Source organism: Pseudomonas sp. S2_B07 (genome assembly GCF_054668435.1).
On sequence record NZ_CP162769.1, the window covers coordinates 3,427,874 to 3,444,278 of the forward strand.

Annotated in this window: 13 protein-coding genes; 1 reads left to right on the top strand and 12 read right to left on the bottom strand. The window is 59.2% G+C overall.

Annotation, left to right across the window (positions count from 1 at the left end; genetic code table 11):
* Positions 1-9 precede the first annotated feature (9 nt).
* Positions 10-1,581, bottom strand: a complete 1,572-nt coding sequence (locus tag AB4N43_RS15775; protein WP_027926015.1) for a glycosyltransferase family 39 protein — start codon at positions 1,579-1,581, stop codon at positions 10-12.
* Positions 1,582-2,168: 587 nt separating this feature from the next.
* Between AB4N43_RS15775 and AB4N43_RS15780 the strand changes: the two genes are divergently transcribed.
* Positions 2,169-2,858, top strand: a complete 690-nt coding sequence (locus AB4N43_RS15780; RefSeq protein ID WP_082694318.1) for an NYN domain-containing protein — start codon at positions 2,169-2,171, stop codon at positions 2,856-2,858.
* Here AB4N43_RS15780 and AB4N43_RS15785 read toward each other — a convergent pair.
* The 11 genes from AB4N43_RS15785 to AB4N43_RS15835 all read right to left on the bottom strand — a co-directional run bounded on the left by AB4N43_RS15785 (position 2,839) and on the right by AB4N43_RS15835 (position 15,930).
* Entirely contained in the window at positions 2,839-4,314 is a 1,476-nt protein-coding gene (locus tag AB4N43_RS15785; RefSeq protein WP_460151667.1) for an efflux transporter outer membrane subunit, read from the bottom strand. The two genes, AB4N43_RS15780 and AB4N43_RS15785, sit on opposite strands and share 20 nt — an antisense overlap.
* Positions 4,311-5,375: an HlyD family secretion protein gene (locus AB4N43_RS15790; protein WP_460151669.1), complete on the bottom strand. Its 1,065-nt coding sequence runs from the start codon at positions 5,373-5,375 to the stop codon at positions 4,311-4,313. The genes AB4N43_RS15785 and AB4N43_RS15790 overlap by 4 nt, the downstream gene beginning before the upstream one ends.
* 26 nt (positions 5,376-5,401) lie before the next feature.
* Entirely contained in the window at positions 5,402-6,937 is a 1,536-nt protein-coding gene (locus tag AB4N43_RS15795) for an MFS transporter (protein ID WP_027926017.1), read from the bottom strand.
* A gap of 132 nt (positions 6,938-7,069) precedes the next feature.
* Entirely contained in the window at positions 7,070-7,990 is a 921-nt protein-coding gene (locus tag AB4N43_RS15800) for a LysR family transcriptional regulator (protein WP_460151672.1), read from the bottom strand.
* Between the two features lie 196 nt (positions 7,991-8,186).
* Positions 8,187-9,053, bottom strand: a complete 867-nt coding sequence (locus AB4N43_RS15805; RefSeq protein ID WP_059181866.1) for an ABC transporter permease — start codon at positions 9,051-9,053, stop codon at positions 8,187-8,189.
* Between the two features lie 20 nt (positions 9,054-9,073).
* Positions 9,074-9,934, bottom strand: coding sequence for an ABC transporter ATP-binding protein (locus AB4N43_RS15810; protein ID WP_460151674.1), 861 nt, complete (start codon positions 9,932-9,934; stop codon positions 9,074-9,076).
* Between the two features lie 5 nt (positions 9,935-9,939).
* A complete protein-coding gene (locus AB4N43_RS15815) occupies positions 9,940-10,965 on the bottom strand; it encodes an ABC transporter substrate-binding protein (protein WP_460151676.1) in 1,026 nt (341 codons plus the stop codon).
* A 17-nt stretch (positions 10,966-10,982) separates the two neighbouring features.
* Positions 10,983-11,870 carry a TauD/TfdA dioxygenase family protein gene (locus AB4N43_RS15820; RefSeq protein ID WP_460151678.1) on the bottom strand — a complete coding sequence of 296 codons (888 nt, stop codon included), beginning with the start codon at positions 11,868-11,870 and terminating at the stop codon, positions 10,983-10,985.
* A gap of 215 nt (positions 11,871-12,085) precedes the next feature.
* A complete protein-coding gene (locus AB4N43_RS15825; RefSeq protein WP_027926023.1) occupies positions 12,086-13,453 on the bottom strand; it encodes an HlyD family type I secretion periplasmic adaptor subunit in 1,368 nt (455 codons plus the stop codon).
* On the bottom strand, positions 13,443-15,599 hold the full coding sequence (locus tag AB4N43_RS15830) for a type I secretion system permease/ATPase (RefSeq protein WP_059181867.1): 2,157 nt from the start codon (positions 15,597-15,599) through the stop codon (positions 13,443-13,445). The genes AB4N43_RS15825 and AB4N43_RS15830 overlap by 11 nt, the downstream gene beginning before the upstream one ends.
* Positions 15,562-15,930: a hypothetical protein gene (locus tag AB4N43_RS15835; RefSeq protein WP_460151680.1), complete on the bottom strand. Its 369-nt coding sequence runs from the start codon at positions 15,928-15,930 to the stop codon at positions 15,562-15,564. Before AB4N43_RS15835 ends, AB4N43_RS15830 begins: the two co-directional genes overlap by 38 nt.
* Positions 15,931-16,405 lie beyond the last annotated feature (475 nt).

The following is a 16,405-nucleotide window of genomic DNA, read 5'->3' on the forward strand; positions in this document are numbered from 1 at the left end:
CCAAGACTTTCAATGCAGCACAAACAAGCGCGCATTAGCCCCGCCCGCCTGCGTAATACCGGCGTTCTTCCAGCCCACGGGCAGCGGTGCGAACTCGTCCGGCACACCGACGGTGCCGATCAGCCACACCCGACCGGTGCCCTTGGGCAAGTTGTCGAGGCGGTCCAGATAAATGTCCTGGGTGACCAGCGTGCCAAATCCATAGCCATTGGGTCGGCCCGACCCGCCATTGGCCAACGGCGGGGTGTACAGCAACGGTTTAGCGTCGGTGCGATTGTAATAAACATAGGCGAGGTACCAGAGCATATCGCTGGTGACGATCTGGTCGCCCGCAACGAAGTGCTGGTTAACGTAGTCGACCATCACATTGATTTGATCGTGGGTATCGACCGTAGCGTTGTTTTTCAAGCCGACCAGTTCGACGCCGACAAACAACACCAGCACTGCCAGCGCCAGCATTCGAAAGCCTGAATACAGGCGATCAACAGCCAGCGCGACAATCATCGGCAACCCCAGTGCATAGGCCGTCAGGTAACGCTCAATGAACACCGGCGAGATAAACGACACGGCGAACACCAACAGCATTGGCAACGCCGTGTAGATCACCAGCAGGATACTGCCGCGAATGACGCTACGATCCCGCGCCAATGCCACGCCGGCAATGGCCAGCAACGCCAGCGGCAGCGCGATAAAAATCAGCGTCGGCAAGTTTTCGCCATCGTCCTGGGTCAGCAACGACCAGATCATCGACGGCAACGAGCCGAACGTGACCGGCAACTCCCACCCCACATCACCATTGGCTTTGAGCAGGTCCATGTGCTGGATCAGATCAATCAGGTTGGGTACCCATGGCAGGTAGATCAGCACGATTGCCACGTTCGCCAACCACCAGCCGGGGCGTTGAATAGTGCGCACGCGATACGCTGGCAGTACACGAATCAGCCCCAGGTACAGCCAGTGGCACACCACGCACAGGGCGGTGAAATAATGGGTGTAGAACGCCGCACTCATCAGCAGCACATACGCCACCAGATAGCGTGTACGCCGGGGATGCCTGATCCAGTAGACCAGCGCAATCGTCGCGCCGATCAGCCACAGGCCCAGCAGCGAGTACATCCGCACTTCCTGGCTATAACGCACCGCCGTCGGCAGCAGCGCCAGGAGAAAACCGGCCAATAACGCAGCGCGCCGGGTGGCGATCAAGTCCATCAACCAGACGCCGAGCCACACCGTAATGATCCCGGGCAGAGCGCTGAGACAGCGAATCGAAAAAATGCCGTCGCCGAACACTTCGATCCAGCCATGCAGCAGCATGAAATACAGCGGCGGGTGCACGTCATGGGCAGCGTGCACCCATATTTCGGCCAATGAGTAGTGGCTCATCAGCAGGCTCGACCCTTCGTCGCCCCAAATGGCCGCCGCCGTCAGGTCGTAGAAACGTACCAAGGCTGCCAACGCCAGAATCGGCAACAGCCGGTGCTCCTGCGCCCACCGCAACCAACGCTGTACCACCGCCCAGCCGCCAGGCACCGCGTGCGGATCCTGGGTACCGCCAAGCGAAGTTTCTCTGCGCGCTTCCATTGCCTCCCCCTGCAACCGGCCCGACATCACGAAGCCTATGGATCACTTTAAGGCGGCGCAGGTTCTTCGTCGATGCTGGCTTTGCGACCAGTGACGTTGCCGACCTTATCTCCCAGATGGATGAGTAGAGGCTAAAACACGCGGCGGAGCATCAAGCGGAGAATGGTTACTCGATAGAAATGTGCTGTTTCAAAAAACCAGATACTTCTCAGCAGGCACCATGTTCCCTCTCCATTGCCTCTCGGTATCAAATCCCACAGGATTCTGGGAATCTACATGCGGTCGTTACTGAGAAGACCTGTAGACAACTTTCACTTTTGCAAAGATGCAGCACTTTGAACTTCATCTCGTAGCAAACGCTCATAGATTTAGTCGATAAGACCTTGACCAACGACCAACCGACTGCTCAAAACTGGCTCGCCGCTGCAAGTCGAGTAGAGCGATGGATCAATCAACGGGTTGACGTCCGTGCCCCACCCGACTTACGATCCCCCCACTGAACCCCGTACGCAGAGATTAAATTCTCTGGCAGTTGGAGGTGAGAAAACCGGCTTAGGCCGGTTTTTTCGTTTCTGAGGTATGAGCTTTTGCGAACTGCTTTCTTTGTTGATGGCTACAACGTGTTCTATGGGTTACTCGCTGGCACGCCCTACAAATGGCTTAATCTCAAAGGCTTGCTAGCCCATGTCGCGCACATCGAGAATCCGCAGAGCTCAATTATCTCTGTTGATTACTTCACTTCATCCGTCAAACCAGAACTTGCTACTCGCGGCCGAACCTCTAAAGAAGCTCAAGACACTTACGTACGAGCGTTAAAAACGACCAACGTTGCCGTTCACTATGGTCGCCATAAGCTTGAGCCTGCTAAAGCCCCACGTTTCATTGACAGAAAAACCGGGGCATCGCGCCAAGACAAAGTCGACATCTGGAAACTTGAAGAGAAAGAAACAGATGTTCACATCGGAATCAGCATGTATCGCACGGCAGCAAGACAGTCCAAACTTCATTTCAATGAGCCTATCGAACAACTTGTATTAGTATCCAGCGACACAGACATGACTCCAGCTCTCAGAGCAATTCGAGAAGATTTCCCTGACATGAAAGTCGGTGTCATTCTTCCCCACCGGGCTGAGTTAAACCGTCCTTCTCCAGGTTCTTTGAAAGAACACTCCCACTGGATGCGACGAGTCGTCACCGCAGAAGAGCTGCGGACACATCAATTTCCAAACAGGGTACCAACGCACAAGGCGCCCGCCATCAAACCGGATTATTGGTAACGACATTTACCAGCGGATACACCGACTCCCATCCCCCACCCAACGCCTTGTACAACCCGACCATCGCCAGCGAAACCCCGGTCGAACTCTCCACAAACTGCTCCTGCGTCGCCAGCAATGCGCTTTGCACCGTCAGCACATTAACGAAGTCCACCACGCCTTCCGTGTATTGCTGCTGCGCAGTGCGCAGGGCGATCTGGTTTTGGCGGACGGCTTCGGCGAGGCTGTCGCGGCGCAGTTGGCTGGCGTTGTAGGCGGCCAGTTGATCGTCGATTTCATGCCAGGCGCGCAGCACGGTTTGCTGATAGGCGATGGCCGCTTCCTGTTGCTGGGCTTCGCGCAGGTTCAGCACACCGCGCAGGCGACCGCCGTCAAACAGCGGCAGGCTGAATTGCGGGCCGATGCCGAATGAACGCGAGCCCCACGAACCAAAATCGCTGAGCTGCATGGCTTGCGAACCCAGGTTGCCCGACAAGGTGATCCGCGGGTAGAAGTCACCCTTGGCCACGCCGATGTTCGCGGTGGCAGCGTGCAGTTGCGCCTCAGCCTGGCGAATATCCGGACGGCGTTCAGCCAGCTGCGACGGCAAGCCGATCGCGACCTGGCGCGGGGTTTGCGGCACCGGCCCATCTGTGGATAACTCGGCGTGCAGCGCTTGCGGCGGTTCGCCCATCAACAGGCTCAACGCGTTGATCAGTTGCGACTGCCGCTGCTCCAGCGCGGGCAGGCGCGATTCGATGGCGGCAACTTGGGCGGCAGCCTCGGCGACATCCAGGTCAGTGGCAACGCCGTCGGCCAGACGCAGTTGCGAAAGTTTCAAACTGTGGCGGGCGACATCGAGGTTTTGCTCGGTAACAGCCCGAGTGCTTTGCACGCCGCGCAGCTGAATGTAGTCCTGAGCGGTTTCCGCGAGCACCGACAGCAGCACGCCGCGACGATCGTTTTCCGCGACTTCCAGCGTGGCGTCGGCGGCTTCGGTTTCGCGGCGTACACGTCCCCAGAAATCCAGTTCCCAGGAGGCGGAGAAGCCGGTGTCCCACAGGTTGAATGCCGAATCACCGTTGTGCCCCGAGGGATCGTTCAAGCCTTCGCCGCTGTTGCGTTTGCGCCCATAGCTGCCCGTCGCGGCCGTGTTGGGGTAACGGTTGGCGGTGATCACCTGGCGCGCGGCACGGCTTTGCTGCAAGCGGCTGCTGGCGAGTTTCAGGTCGAGGTTGTCGGTCTGGGCGCGCTGGGTCAGGGCGGAGAGTTTTGGGTCGTTGAAGACTTCCCACCAGCGTTCGTTCATGTCGGCGGTGACCGCTTCACCGGCGGCGGGTTTGGCCGGTTTTGACCATTCGGTGATTTGTCGGGCTTGAGGTTTGTGGAAGTCGGGGCCGACGGTGCAGGCTGACAGGCTCATGATCAGCAAGGCGCAAAAGGTCAGTTGAGGCCACCGCTCAACAAAAATCTTCATCGCTGAGCCACCTCATGCGACACGGCACTCGCCGTATCAATACTCGCCTCCACCGACATCCCCACGCGCAGCCGCGAGGCCAATGCCTGCCCAGGTTCGAGGACGATTTTCACCGGGATCCGCTGCACAACCTTGGTGAAGTTACCCGTGGCGTTGTCCGGCTTGATCGAAGCAAACGTCACGCCCGTCGCCGGGGCGATGCTCTCGACGCGACCGTTCAGCGCCTCCCCGCCGAGGCTATCAACCCGCACCTGCACACCCTGCCCTGGCTGAACGTTAGTCAGTTGAGTCTCTTGAAAATTGGCCACCACGTAAGCCTGCGCCAGCGGCACTACCGCCAGAATCTTGCTACCCGGTGTCACATAAGCGCCGACTCGCACGGCGCGCTCGCCGACCATGCCGTCCTGCGGCGCGACAATGCGCGTGTAAGACAACTCATAGCTGGCGATTTCCAGCGCGGCTTGCGCCCGTTTCAGTCCGCCTTCCGCCGCATCGCGCTGGGCCGTCAGGATGTCCACTTGCTTGCGCTCCGCCGCCAGCACCGCCATCGCGTTGGCCAACCGCGCATTGGCCTGATCGATGCGCGTGCGCGCTTGCTGAGCATTCTGCACCGTGCCGGCCCCAACACCGGCCAAGTGGTCGTAGCGGTTCAACTCATGCTCGGCGAACGCCATTTCAGCCTTGGCCGAGACTACCGAGGCTTGAGCCTGAGCGATCACTGAGGCCTGGCGCTCAAGGGTTGCGCGGGCATTTTGCAGTTGCGCCCTGGCCACCAGGGTTTCGGCGTCCGCCGCCTGAGCCGCAGCGCGCAGATCACGATCATCGATCAGTGCCAGCAACTGCCCGGTCTTGACCTGCTGGTTGTCTTCCACCAGCACCTCCTTGATAAACCCGGCCACGCGCGAGACCACCAGCGTGAAGTCCGCCGAGACAAACGCGTCATTGGTTTTTTGCTGCGTACGCGGACCGAAAAGGCCGGGCGTCAGCAGGCAAATCAGCACACTGACCGCCACTACTACGGCGACACCGACAGCTATCTTTTGCTTGGTTTGAGTCGTCATAAAAACCTTCTGTTTCAGTAAAGCGTTCAAGTCGGCGCGCGCGGTGGATACATCCGCGTCGGCAGCCAGAAAATCAGCAGGATCAACGCCAACGCGACGCCCGCCATGCACAGGTAAAGATCGGAAGAAGTCAGCACCACGGCTTGCTCGTGCAGGCGATGGGCGAGGCCCGCGCTGTCGCGTTCGGCCAGGGGCGAGTTGCCGAGGTTGTCCACCAGCATCGTCGAGTGAAAATGCAGCCTGGTGGTGGTCAATGCCTCGATGACGCCGGTCGCAATTACCGCTGACAGACCTTTCACCGTGTTGAACCAGGCCGAGGCGAACGGCCCTTCCATCGGCAAGATGCTGCCGGTCGACAGCATCAACAGCGGCAGGACGGCCATGGGCTGACCGAATATTTGCAGCAGTTGCAGCGCGTAGAAATCGTCGCGAATCCATGCTGACGTCAGCTGCGAACCACCGACGCACGACAGCGCCAACAGGCTCAAACCCGCGCCCAACACCCAGCGACAATCGACCCATCGCAGGTTGCACAACGCCGCCACCAACGGCAGCGCAATCAACTGCGGCAACGCCGCCAACAGCGTGATCGGCGCCGTCTGCACGGGCCGGTAACCCTGCACCTGAGCGAGGTAAGAGGACGGAATGATGATCACCGCCAGCAGTATCACCAGCACCCCGGCCAAGGTGAGCAAAGCAAACGAGAGGTTGCGGATGCCAAGCATCTGCATCTTGAAAAACGGTATCGGCTGCGACCATTCATTGATCAAAAACAGCACCAGCAACAGCAGCCCACCACCGAGCAATCCACAGATCAGGCTCGACTCGAACCAGTCCAGCCGATTGCCCTGCAAGATGCCGATCACCAGCATGCAGATCGCCGGAAAACCCAGCAGCAGTCCGCGCCAGTTGAAGTGCTTGAAGCGCTCCAGACGTAGCGGGTCCTGGGGCAAACCATAGGCCACCGCGCCCAGCGCCAGCAGACACGGCACGATGATCTGCCAAAACGTCCACTGCCAACCGACATACTCGGTCCACAACCCGGCCAGTGGTGTACCGAGACCGGGGCCGAACGTGGCGGTCAGCGCATAACCGGCCAGGCCATAGAGCTTCACATTGGCCGGCAGGAACCGCAGTGCGACGGTCATCAGCATCGGTGGCAATGCACCGCCGGCCAGGCCCTGCAACGTGCGCATGACCAGCAGGCTTTCGTAGTTCGGGGCGAACGGACACAACAGGCCCAACACCGTGAAGACGCTGATGGCGCACAGGGTGAATCGCCGCAGGGAGAACGTCACCGCACACCACGGCGCAAACGCCATGGCCGCCACCGAGGTCGCGGTGTAACTGGCGACCAGCCAGGTGCCTTCGTCGTAACCGATGGCCAATGCACCGCGAATATCCGCCAACGCTACTTTGGTCACCATCTCGTTCAAGCCCGACACCAGCACTGCCAGCAACACCCCCACCAGACCGATGATGATCCGCGGGCCGAAGACCGGTGGCACGACGGCGGCGGGCGGGGTCACGGCGAGGGGTGCCGTGACGGTGAGGGAAGTCATTACGGCTTGCTCCGGGGGTTGAATACCGGGGCATTTTAAAAAGCGTGGGGCCTGACGAAAACTGACTTATCGACAGGTTATAAGTGCGCTAGGCGCAACAATACAAAACCCCCTGTAGGAGTGGGGGTTGCTTCAGATGGGTTGTGCGGCCTGCCATGTTTCGTCGCAGCAGGTTTTGAGGGTTTCACGCAGCCAACGGTGAGCTGGATCATTGTCAAACCGTGGGTGCCAGGCCTGGGTCAGCATCAGGGTGGGCAGCGGAATCGGCAGGGTGAACGAGCGCAGTTTCAAACCCAGGCGTCGCACGCTCAGCAACGCCTCTTGGGGCACCGGCAGAATCAGATTGGAATCCGGCAACGCGAACATTGCCGCATGAAAGCTCGGCGCGATCACCGCCACCCGCCGCTCCAGCCCCAATGCGTTGAGAGCCGTGTCGATCGGCCCGCGGGCAATGCCACGGCGCGACATGCTGATATGCGAAAAACCGGCATAGCGCTCGGCGGTAATCTCTTCGTCGAACAGGGGATGGTCCTCGCGCACCAGACCGACGAAGTGTGTCGAGAACAGGTTCTGCACTTTCACTTCCGGCATGACCGGACGATTGTTGCTGACACTCAAATCGATCCGCCCTTCACGCAGCGCTTCATCATCGCCATCGCCTTCCGGCACAAAGCGCAACTCACAGTGCGGCGCCTGGCGCTCCAGGGTGTCGAACAGTTTGCCGCCATAGACACCGACGAAAAAATCATTGGCGCGGATACTGAACCGGCGGCGCAACGAACCGAGGTCCACCTCATCGGCGGAACGAAACAGCAAGGCGGCCTGCTCGACCACGTCACGCACCTGCTCGCGCAGTTCCAGCGCCTTGGGCGTTGGCACCAGACCGCGCCCGGCGCGCACCAGGATCGGGTCGCCGATGGCTTCGCGTATGCGCGTCAGCGTTCGGCTCATCGCCGCCGGGCTGAGGTTCATCCGCCGCGCAGCGCCAACCACGCTGCCCTCATTGAGCAAGGCGTCGAGGGCGACCAACAGGTTCATGTCCGGGAGTTGCATGCTGAGCACTCGTGGCTGATCTGGATTGATTCAGACGCAATGCTAGCAAACATCTCTCAAATGATGTGTTGGCTGGATTGGCCCCATCGCGAGCAAGCTCGCACGATGGATTACATTGACCGACCATTTTGCGAACCATACAAAACCCTGTGGGAGCGAGCTTGCTCGCGATGGCTCAGACCAAACACCACAACTCTTACCGCTGCATCCCCCAGCGCTTAACGGTCACCCGCTCCAACGAATCAAACACCAGGTTCTCCACCAGCAACCCAATCAAAATCACCACCGCCAACCCGGCAAACACCTTGTCGGTGTACAGCTCATTACGGTTCTGAAAAATGTACCAGCCCAACCCACCCTTGCCGCTGGTCGCGCCAAACACCAACTCCGCCGCAATCAACGTACGCCAGGCAAAGGCCCAGCCAATCTTCAACCCGGCAAGTATCGACGGCAGTGCTGCCGGGATCAGGATAAACAGCACAAACCGCATACCCTTTAACCCGTAATTACGACCCGCCATACGCAACGTTTCCGAGACCCCGAGAAAACCGGCATAGGTGTTCAAGGCCAACGCCCACAGCACCGAATGCACCAGCACAAAAATCAAACTGTTCTGCCCCAGGCCGAACCACAGCAGCGCCAACGGCAACAAGGCAATCGCCGGCAACGGGTTGAACATCGAGGTCAATGTGCTCAGCAGGTCCCGACCGAACTGGGTCGACACCGCCAACGTGGTCAAGGCAAACGCCAGGACGATGCCGATCAGGTAGCCCTTGAGCAACACCACCAGCGAAATCCAGACCTTGCCCAGCAACTCACCACTGAGCAAACCGTCATACAGCGCGCTGGCGGTTTGCAGAAAACTCGGCAGCAGCAGGTCATTGTTCTGAACGCGGGCGACCACTTCCCACAGTACCGCCAGCAATATCAGGATCAGGCTTTTACGAATCCAGCCCTGTTGCCAGAGGCGCTGACCGAGGGGTAATTCACGCTCCAGCGGTACGCTGGTCAGCGGCTGCAAAACCGTTTCGAACGCTTCACGCGCAGATGATAAATGGCTCATCGGGCACTCCTCTCAATGGCTCAATAAGCGATGCGAATGTCGGAGAAATCCAGCTCACGCTCGGTTTCCGGCGACTGACCTTCATCGAACAACAATCGGTGAATCCGTCGCGCCGACTCCTGAAACGCCACGCCGCCAAGGCTGTGCAGATCGTATTGGTGGCTGTGGACTTCCGCCCGCACCCGACCCGGATGCGGCGACAGCAACAGAATGCGATTGCCCACCACCAACGCCTCTTCGATGGAGTGGGTGACGAACAGCAGCGTGAAACGCACCTCTTCCCACAGCAGCAGCAATTCTTCCTGCATCTTGCGGCGGGTCAGCGCATCGAGCGCGGCGAAGGGTTCGTCCATCAGGAGGATTTTCGGTTGCATCGCCAAGGCGCGAGCGATGGCGACTCGCGCTTTCATGCCACCGGACAAGGTATGCGGATAAGCATCGGCAAACGCCGCCAGCCCGACTTTTTCGAGGTAGTGCAGCGCCCGCTCTTCAGCTGCTTTACGCTTCAGGGTTTTCGATGCCAGCAGCGGAAACATGACGTTCTGTTTCACGGTTTTCCACGGCGGCAGTTGATCGAACTCCTGGAACACCACGATGCGGTCCGGCCCCGGCGCATGTACGGTTTGCCCTTGAAGACGGATCTCGCCCTCACACGGCTGAATGAACCCGGCTACTGCCTTGAGTAAAGTTGATTTGCCGCAACCGGACGGGCCGAGCAGCACAAAGCGGTCCGCCGGATCAATTTCAAAACTGACTTGATGGGTCGCTCGAACCACACGCTGCGGCGTGCGGTATTCGAGGCTGACGTTGTCGACCGACAGCAGCGCCTGGGCTGCAACGTTCGGTTTGCTGACCGTGTGGCCTTGCAAAGGGGCGTTCATTTCGATCAGCTCCCTTGCAGTGGCTTGGCGTCCTGGAAGAAATAGTCCTTCCACGAATCCGGTTTGTTTTTGATCGCACCCACGCGGTAGAGGAACTCGGCCAGTGGATACGTATTCTTCGGCGTGACGCTGAATTCGAACTGCGGGTTGTCGATGATTTTCAGCAACGCGGCGCGGTCGATTTTCGCCTTGGTGACGCGGATGTAAGTGTCGGCGGCAGCGCCTTTGTCGTTCTGCGCGAATTCGGCCGCTTCGGTCAGCGCCGCGATGAAGGCCTTATAGGTTTTCGGGTTCTCGTCTCGGAATTTCTCGGTGGCGAACAGCACCGTCGGCGAGTTCGGGCCGAGCACGTCATAGGAGTTCAACACCACGTGGACGTTGGGGTTGGCCAGCTCCTGATCCTGGAATGGCGGGTTGGAGAAGTGCCCGGACAACTCGGTGCCCCCGGCCACCAACGCAGCCGTAGCGTCCGGGTGCGGCACTGCAATGGTGTACTTGTCGAGGCGATTGAATTCCTTGTCCCCCCACTGCTTGGCGGCCGCGTATTGCAAGAAACGTGACTGCACCGACACGCCCACCGCCGGCACCGCAATCCGGTCCTTTTCGGTGAAATCGGCGATGGTCTTGACCTTGGGATTGTTGCTCACCAGGTAGTAAGGGAAGTTGCCAAGCGAGGCCACGGCTTTGACGTTCTGCTTGCCGTGGGTGCGATCCCAAATGGTCAGCAACGGACCGACGCCCGCGCCTGCAATATCAATCGAGCCCGAGAGCAGCGCATCGTTGACCGCCGCGCCTCCCGACAGCTGAGTCCAGTCGACCTTGATGTCGATGCCTTCCTGCTTGCCGTACTTCTCGATCAGGTTCTGATCGCGCACCACATTGAGCAACAGGTAAACAATGCCGAACTGCTCGGCGATGCGGATTTCACCTTCGGCGTGGGCCGCGGTCGGCGCCACCAGGCTGCCGGCGATCAGGCTGAAACCCAGGCCGATAGCGGCCGCCAGCGGTGCAAAGGGAAAACGTTTGGACATGTGAGTTCTCCGATAAATCAGAAAGGCGCGTCGCCCTGAATGGTGGTGCGGTACAGCTTGCGGCGCAGATGGCTGGGGCATCCGGCGGCGAGGTGGATCAACGAACGGTTGTCCCAGAACACCAGGTCATGCGGTTGCCACTGATGGCGGTAGATGTTTTGCGGCAGCACGCTGTGGGCGTAGAGCTCGGCGAGCAGTTGCTGGCTCTCGTCATCCGGCAACCCAACGATGCGGGTGGTAAAGCCTTCGCTGACGAACAGCGCCTTGCGCCCGTTTTCCGGGTGCGTGCGCACGATCGGGTGGACCACTTCGGCAACTTGAGCGAGCTGTTCCGGCGTCAGGGTCGGGCGCCAGTTGCCTTCGAATTTGGTTTCGCTGTAGCGCGCCGTGTAAGAGTGCGCCGCGGATCGGCCTTCAACCGCTTTGCGCAACGCATCGGGCAGGTTGTCCCAGGCTTTGTGCATGTCAGCGAACAAGGTGTCGCCGCCCTCGGATGGCAGCTCTTGGGCGTGCAACATCGAGCCCAGGCTGGGCAGTTCTTTATAGGAAAGGTCCGAATGCCAGAACTTGCCAGCGTCACCGAGGCCAATGGATTGGCCCTTTTCGATGATGTTGGAAACGATGAGGATTTCCGGGTGGCCGGCCAGCAGGAATTGCTTGAGCACGTGGATCTGCAACACGCCGAATCGACGGCTGAAGGCAATCTGCTGCTCGGGGGTGATGCGCTGGTCGCGGAACACCACGACGTGATGATTCAGGTGCGCGCGATGGAGGCGGGCGAAGTCCTGATCATTGATCGGGTGGGACAGGTCGAGGCCGATGATTTCGGCACCGACAGCGCCGCTGAACGGGCGGATGTCGAAGGTTTGTGGCGCGATGCGGTTGGTAGCAGAGACAGCTGACATAAAAATCACTCCCACGCACGGCACGCTCAAGGGCGCGCGCGTCGATCAAGAAACTCACGGAGGTCCCGTGTTGGTTCGTGTCGTGCGGCGCGCCGATTGGTCGGCAGGTACGCAGGAGAGTGACTTTATAGGTATAAGAATTGAAATTTAAATACCGTTAGTGAATAACGATATGGCTTTTAGGGATGTGCTGTTTTTCAGGCCGCCATCGCGAATTATCGCTCGTGCAACGCCTCAGCCCGCGCCCGAATAATCGGCTTGAGCAAATAGCTGAGCACTGACTTCTTGCCGGTGATGATATCCACCGACGCCACCATCCCCGGAATGATCAGCAACGGCTTTTCATCCGTGCCCAGGTGGCTGCGATCGGTGCGCAGCTTGATGATGTAGTACGTGGTCTTCTTGTCTTCATCGGTGATGGTGTCTGCACCGATCTGCTCAAGCTTGGCCTTCAACCCACCGTAGATGGTGTAGTCGTACGCCGTGAACTTCACCGTCGCCTCTTGCCCCGGGTGCAGGAAGGCGATGTCTTGCGGGCGAATTTTCGCCTCGACCAGCAAGGTGTCGTCCAGCGGCACGATTTCCACCAGGTCGCTGCCCGGCTGGATCACGCCGCCAATGGTGTTCACCAGCAGCTTGTTGACGATGCCGCGAACCGGAGATGCCACCAGCGTTCGGCTGACCCGGTCTTCCAGCGCTTTGCCCGTGGCCTGGGCCTTGTTCAGGTCGGTGCGTGCTTCGTTCAGTTGAGTCAGGGCTTCGCTGCGGAATTTACCGCGTGTCTCGTCAATCTTGCGCTGCACTTCCTTGATCGCCGATTCGGCGCGAGGGATCGCCAGTGTCGTGGCATCCAGTTGTCCGCGCGTTTCGACTTCGGCACGCCGCAGGCGCAGCACTTCAACCGGCGACACCGCGCCCTGGGCCACTAACGGCTCGGACATGTTGATTTCCTGGCGTTGCATACTCAGTTGCTGGCGATACTGCGACTGTTTGGAGGTGAACTCACGCAGCTCTTGCTGACGCTGGATCAACTGCTCCTGCAAACCACCGATTTCATCGTGCAGTTGCTGACGACGGCTCGTGTACAGCGACTCTTCGCTGGCCGCCTGAACGGGCACGGCTTTGAGCACGTCCGCCGCGAAATTCAGCGGACGGTCGTCGACTTCCGCGCTCAAGCGTTCAACCCGCAGTAGCATCGACAAGCGATCCGCTTCGGTCTCGCCGACATTGGAAGCGAAGCGCGTATCGTCGAGGCGAATCAGCGGCGCACCGGCCTCAACGATCTGCCCTTCTTTGACGAACAGCTCGGAGACGATACCGCCCTCAAGGTTCTGGATTTTCTGGATCTTGGACGATGGAATCGCCTTGCCGTCGCCCTTGGTGACCTCGTCGATCACCGCGTAATGGGCCCAGAGCATCAGGAACACGAAGAAAGCGATGATCGCCCAGATCGTCAACCGCACCACGCGTGGGGCGTCTTCGATGAGGGCTTTGTTGACCTCGGGCAGTGGCTGGCCATGCAACGAATCGGAGCCTTTGAAGTAACGACCGATCGAATTTTTGAACCCCGACTTAAGCAACACTGATCTGCCCCTTCTTCAACGCTTCCATCACGGCGGCTTTCGGGCCATCGGCAAGAATTTGTCCACGGTCGATGACGATCAAGCGATCCACCAGCGACAACAGCGAAGCCCGGTGCGTGACCAGCACCACGGTTTTACTTTCCACCACGGCCGCGAGGCGTTGTTTGAGGCGTTCTTCGCCGGTGTTGTCCATGGCACTGGTCGGCTCGTCGAGCAGCAGGATTGGCGGATCAAGCAACAGCGCCCGGGCCAGCGCGACATTCTGGCGCTGACCGCCGGACAGGTTCTGCCCGCGCTCACCGACTTGCAGTTCGTAACCTTGCGGGTGCAGACGGGCAAACTCGTGCACGCCGGCCAGTTCGGCGGCCTGCAGGACCAATTCGTCTTCTACATAACGCGCGCCCGACACCAGGTTATCGCGCAAGGTACCCGCCAGCAGCTGGATGTCCTGAGCCACGTAGCCGATGTTGTGGCGCAACTCACTGACGTCGATCTGACGGATGTCGACGCCATCCACCAACAGCGCGCCGTCATCCGGTTGGTACAGGCCCACCAGCAGTTTGGCCAGGGAGCTTTTGCCCGAGCCGCTGCGACCGATGATGCCGATTTTCTCGCCCGGCTTGATGATCAGGTTGATGTTCTTCAGCGCCGGATTCTGCTGTTGCGGATAGGTGAAACTCATCTGCCGGCATTCGATGGCACCTTGCAGCACCTTGCGGCTCAGCGGGCGCTCTTCGAAATTGCGCTCTTGCGGCAACTCCATCATTTGATCGACCGAGGTCATGGTCACCCGTGCTTGCTGATAACGGGTCAGCAGGCCGGACAGCGAAGCCAGCGGGCTCAGCGCACGACCGCTGAGCATGTAGCAGGCAATCAGGCCGCCCATGCTCAGGTTACCGGCGATGATCTGGTACACACCGAAGACAATCATGATCACCCCGGCCAGTTGCTGGATCAGCAAGGTGATGTTCATCGCCAGGCCAGAGAGCATTTTCACCCGCAGTTCGAGGCGGCTGAGGGTGCCGATGGTTTGTTCCCACTGATACTGGCGTTCGCTTTCGGCGTTGTTGACCTTCACCGCGTCGAGGCCGGCGAGGGTTTCGATCAGGCTCGACTGACGCTCTGCGCCGAGGGCCATGGTTCGTTCCATGGTCGCCACCAGCGGTTTCTGCAGCGCGTAGCCGATCAGCAAGGCAATCGGGAACGCCAGCACCGGAATCCATACCAGGTGCCCGCCGAGGATCGCGATGACCATGAAGATCAGTAGCGTAAACGGCAGGTCGATCAGGCTGGTCAGGGTCAGCGAGGCGAGGAAGTCGCGCAGGCTCTGAAACTCATGGATGTTCTGGGCGAAGCTGCCGACCCGCGCCGGGCGGTATTTCATCGCCATGCCGACAATGCGCTCGAACAGAGTGGCGGAGATGATCAGGTCGGTTTTCTTGCCGGCCAGGTCCAGACACAGACTGCGCAGGCTCTTCAGAATCAGGTCGAACAGGTAGGCACCGGAAATGCCGATGGCCAAGACCCACAGGGTCGATTCCGCCTGGTTCGGCACCACGCGGTCGTACACATTCATCACAAACAGCGGCGCGGCCATGGCGATGATGTTGATCAGGAAACTGGCGGCGATGGCGTCGGCGTACAGCCAGCGCGAACGCTTGAGGGTGTCGCGGAACCACGAACGCGCACGCGGAATCAGCGTGCCGTGATTGACGTCGAATTTGTGCTGGGGTTGAGCGAAAAACACTTTGCCGGTGTAGTCGTCGGCGAGCAATTCACGACTGACGAGACTTTCGCCGCCATCGCATTCACTCAGCAGTACGCGCGCCTGGTCGTCACCGTGCCAGCCGAGCAGGACCGCACTGCGGCCATCCTTGAGCAACAGCAATGCAGGCATCGCAATCGCCGGGATCTGCTCAAGCTTGCGTTGCAGCACCCGACCTTGCAGGCCGGCGCGAGCGGCGGCGCGAGGCAGCAACTCAACGCTCAGGCGTTGCTTGGGCAATGGCAGGCCGGTGGTCAACATCGCGGCGCTGGCCGGTTTCTGGTGCAGCGTGCACAGGGCGAGCAGGCCATCCAGTAACGGATCGTCATGCAACGCGCGTGGATCATGGATGAGTTGAACTCGACTGACTTCTGATTCCACGCTCGACACTCTTGGCTAACGGTAAAAAGGGAGGACTCAATTCATCCCGGAAAGCGGAACCTGGCTTCACGTCGTTCTGCACAACGGATGCCAACGGTGCAACCACTCCCTGGCGCTTGAGCAACCGGCTCATGGTCGCCTTGAATCGGTGATGAGTAAATAACTGAATGTTTTTGAGCTCGGCGGCTTGTTGACGCACCACTTCACTGGACGTCGAGAAACCGTCAAACGCCATTGGCGAGAGGCGCTGGCGCGACGCCTGCGGAGCAAAATTCCCCCGGTGATTATGGGTCGATGCTGTTCGCGTGGTGACGCTATTCAGTGTCTTCATGACAATTACCGCCCAGCAGATCGCCCCTTGGAAGTATCCCCCTTTGGCCGTCTTTAACTGATAATCCGCGCCCAATCGATTATTAACACCTGCCTGGACTTCCGGATGGACTTCCAGTGCCTATCGCATGGCCTGCGCAAAGCTCTGTACCCGAACAAAACCGGTGCCTGGAGCGATGGGGCGAAGCCTTGAATCAGTGCAGACGAACGGTTTCTATTTCCCTGAATTACTTGTCGTAAATCACTGTGAAACATACGAACGCATCGGAAAATGACCACCCGAATGACCGTATGTCGGAAAGTTTAAAATTGGACCCGGATCACACTCGACGGGACCGCTCGTTACTCAAATATCAATGTGACATTACTGAGACGAGTGTTTAGGATGGCACCCGCAAGGTCAATAGTTTGGCATATAGTCAATAGCTAAAAAATATAGACAATTTATTGACGAATATCCGCGTCAAACTTGCGTC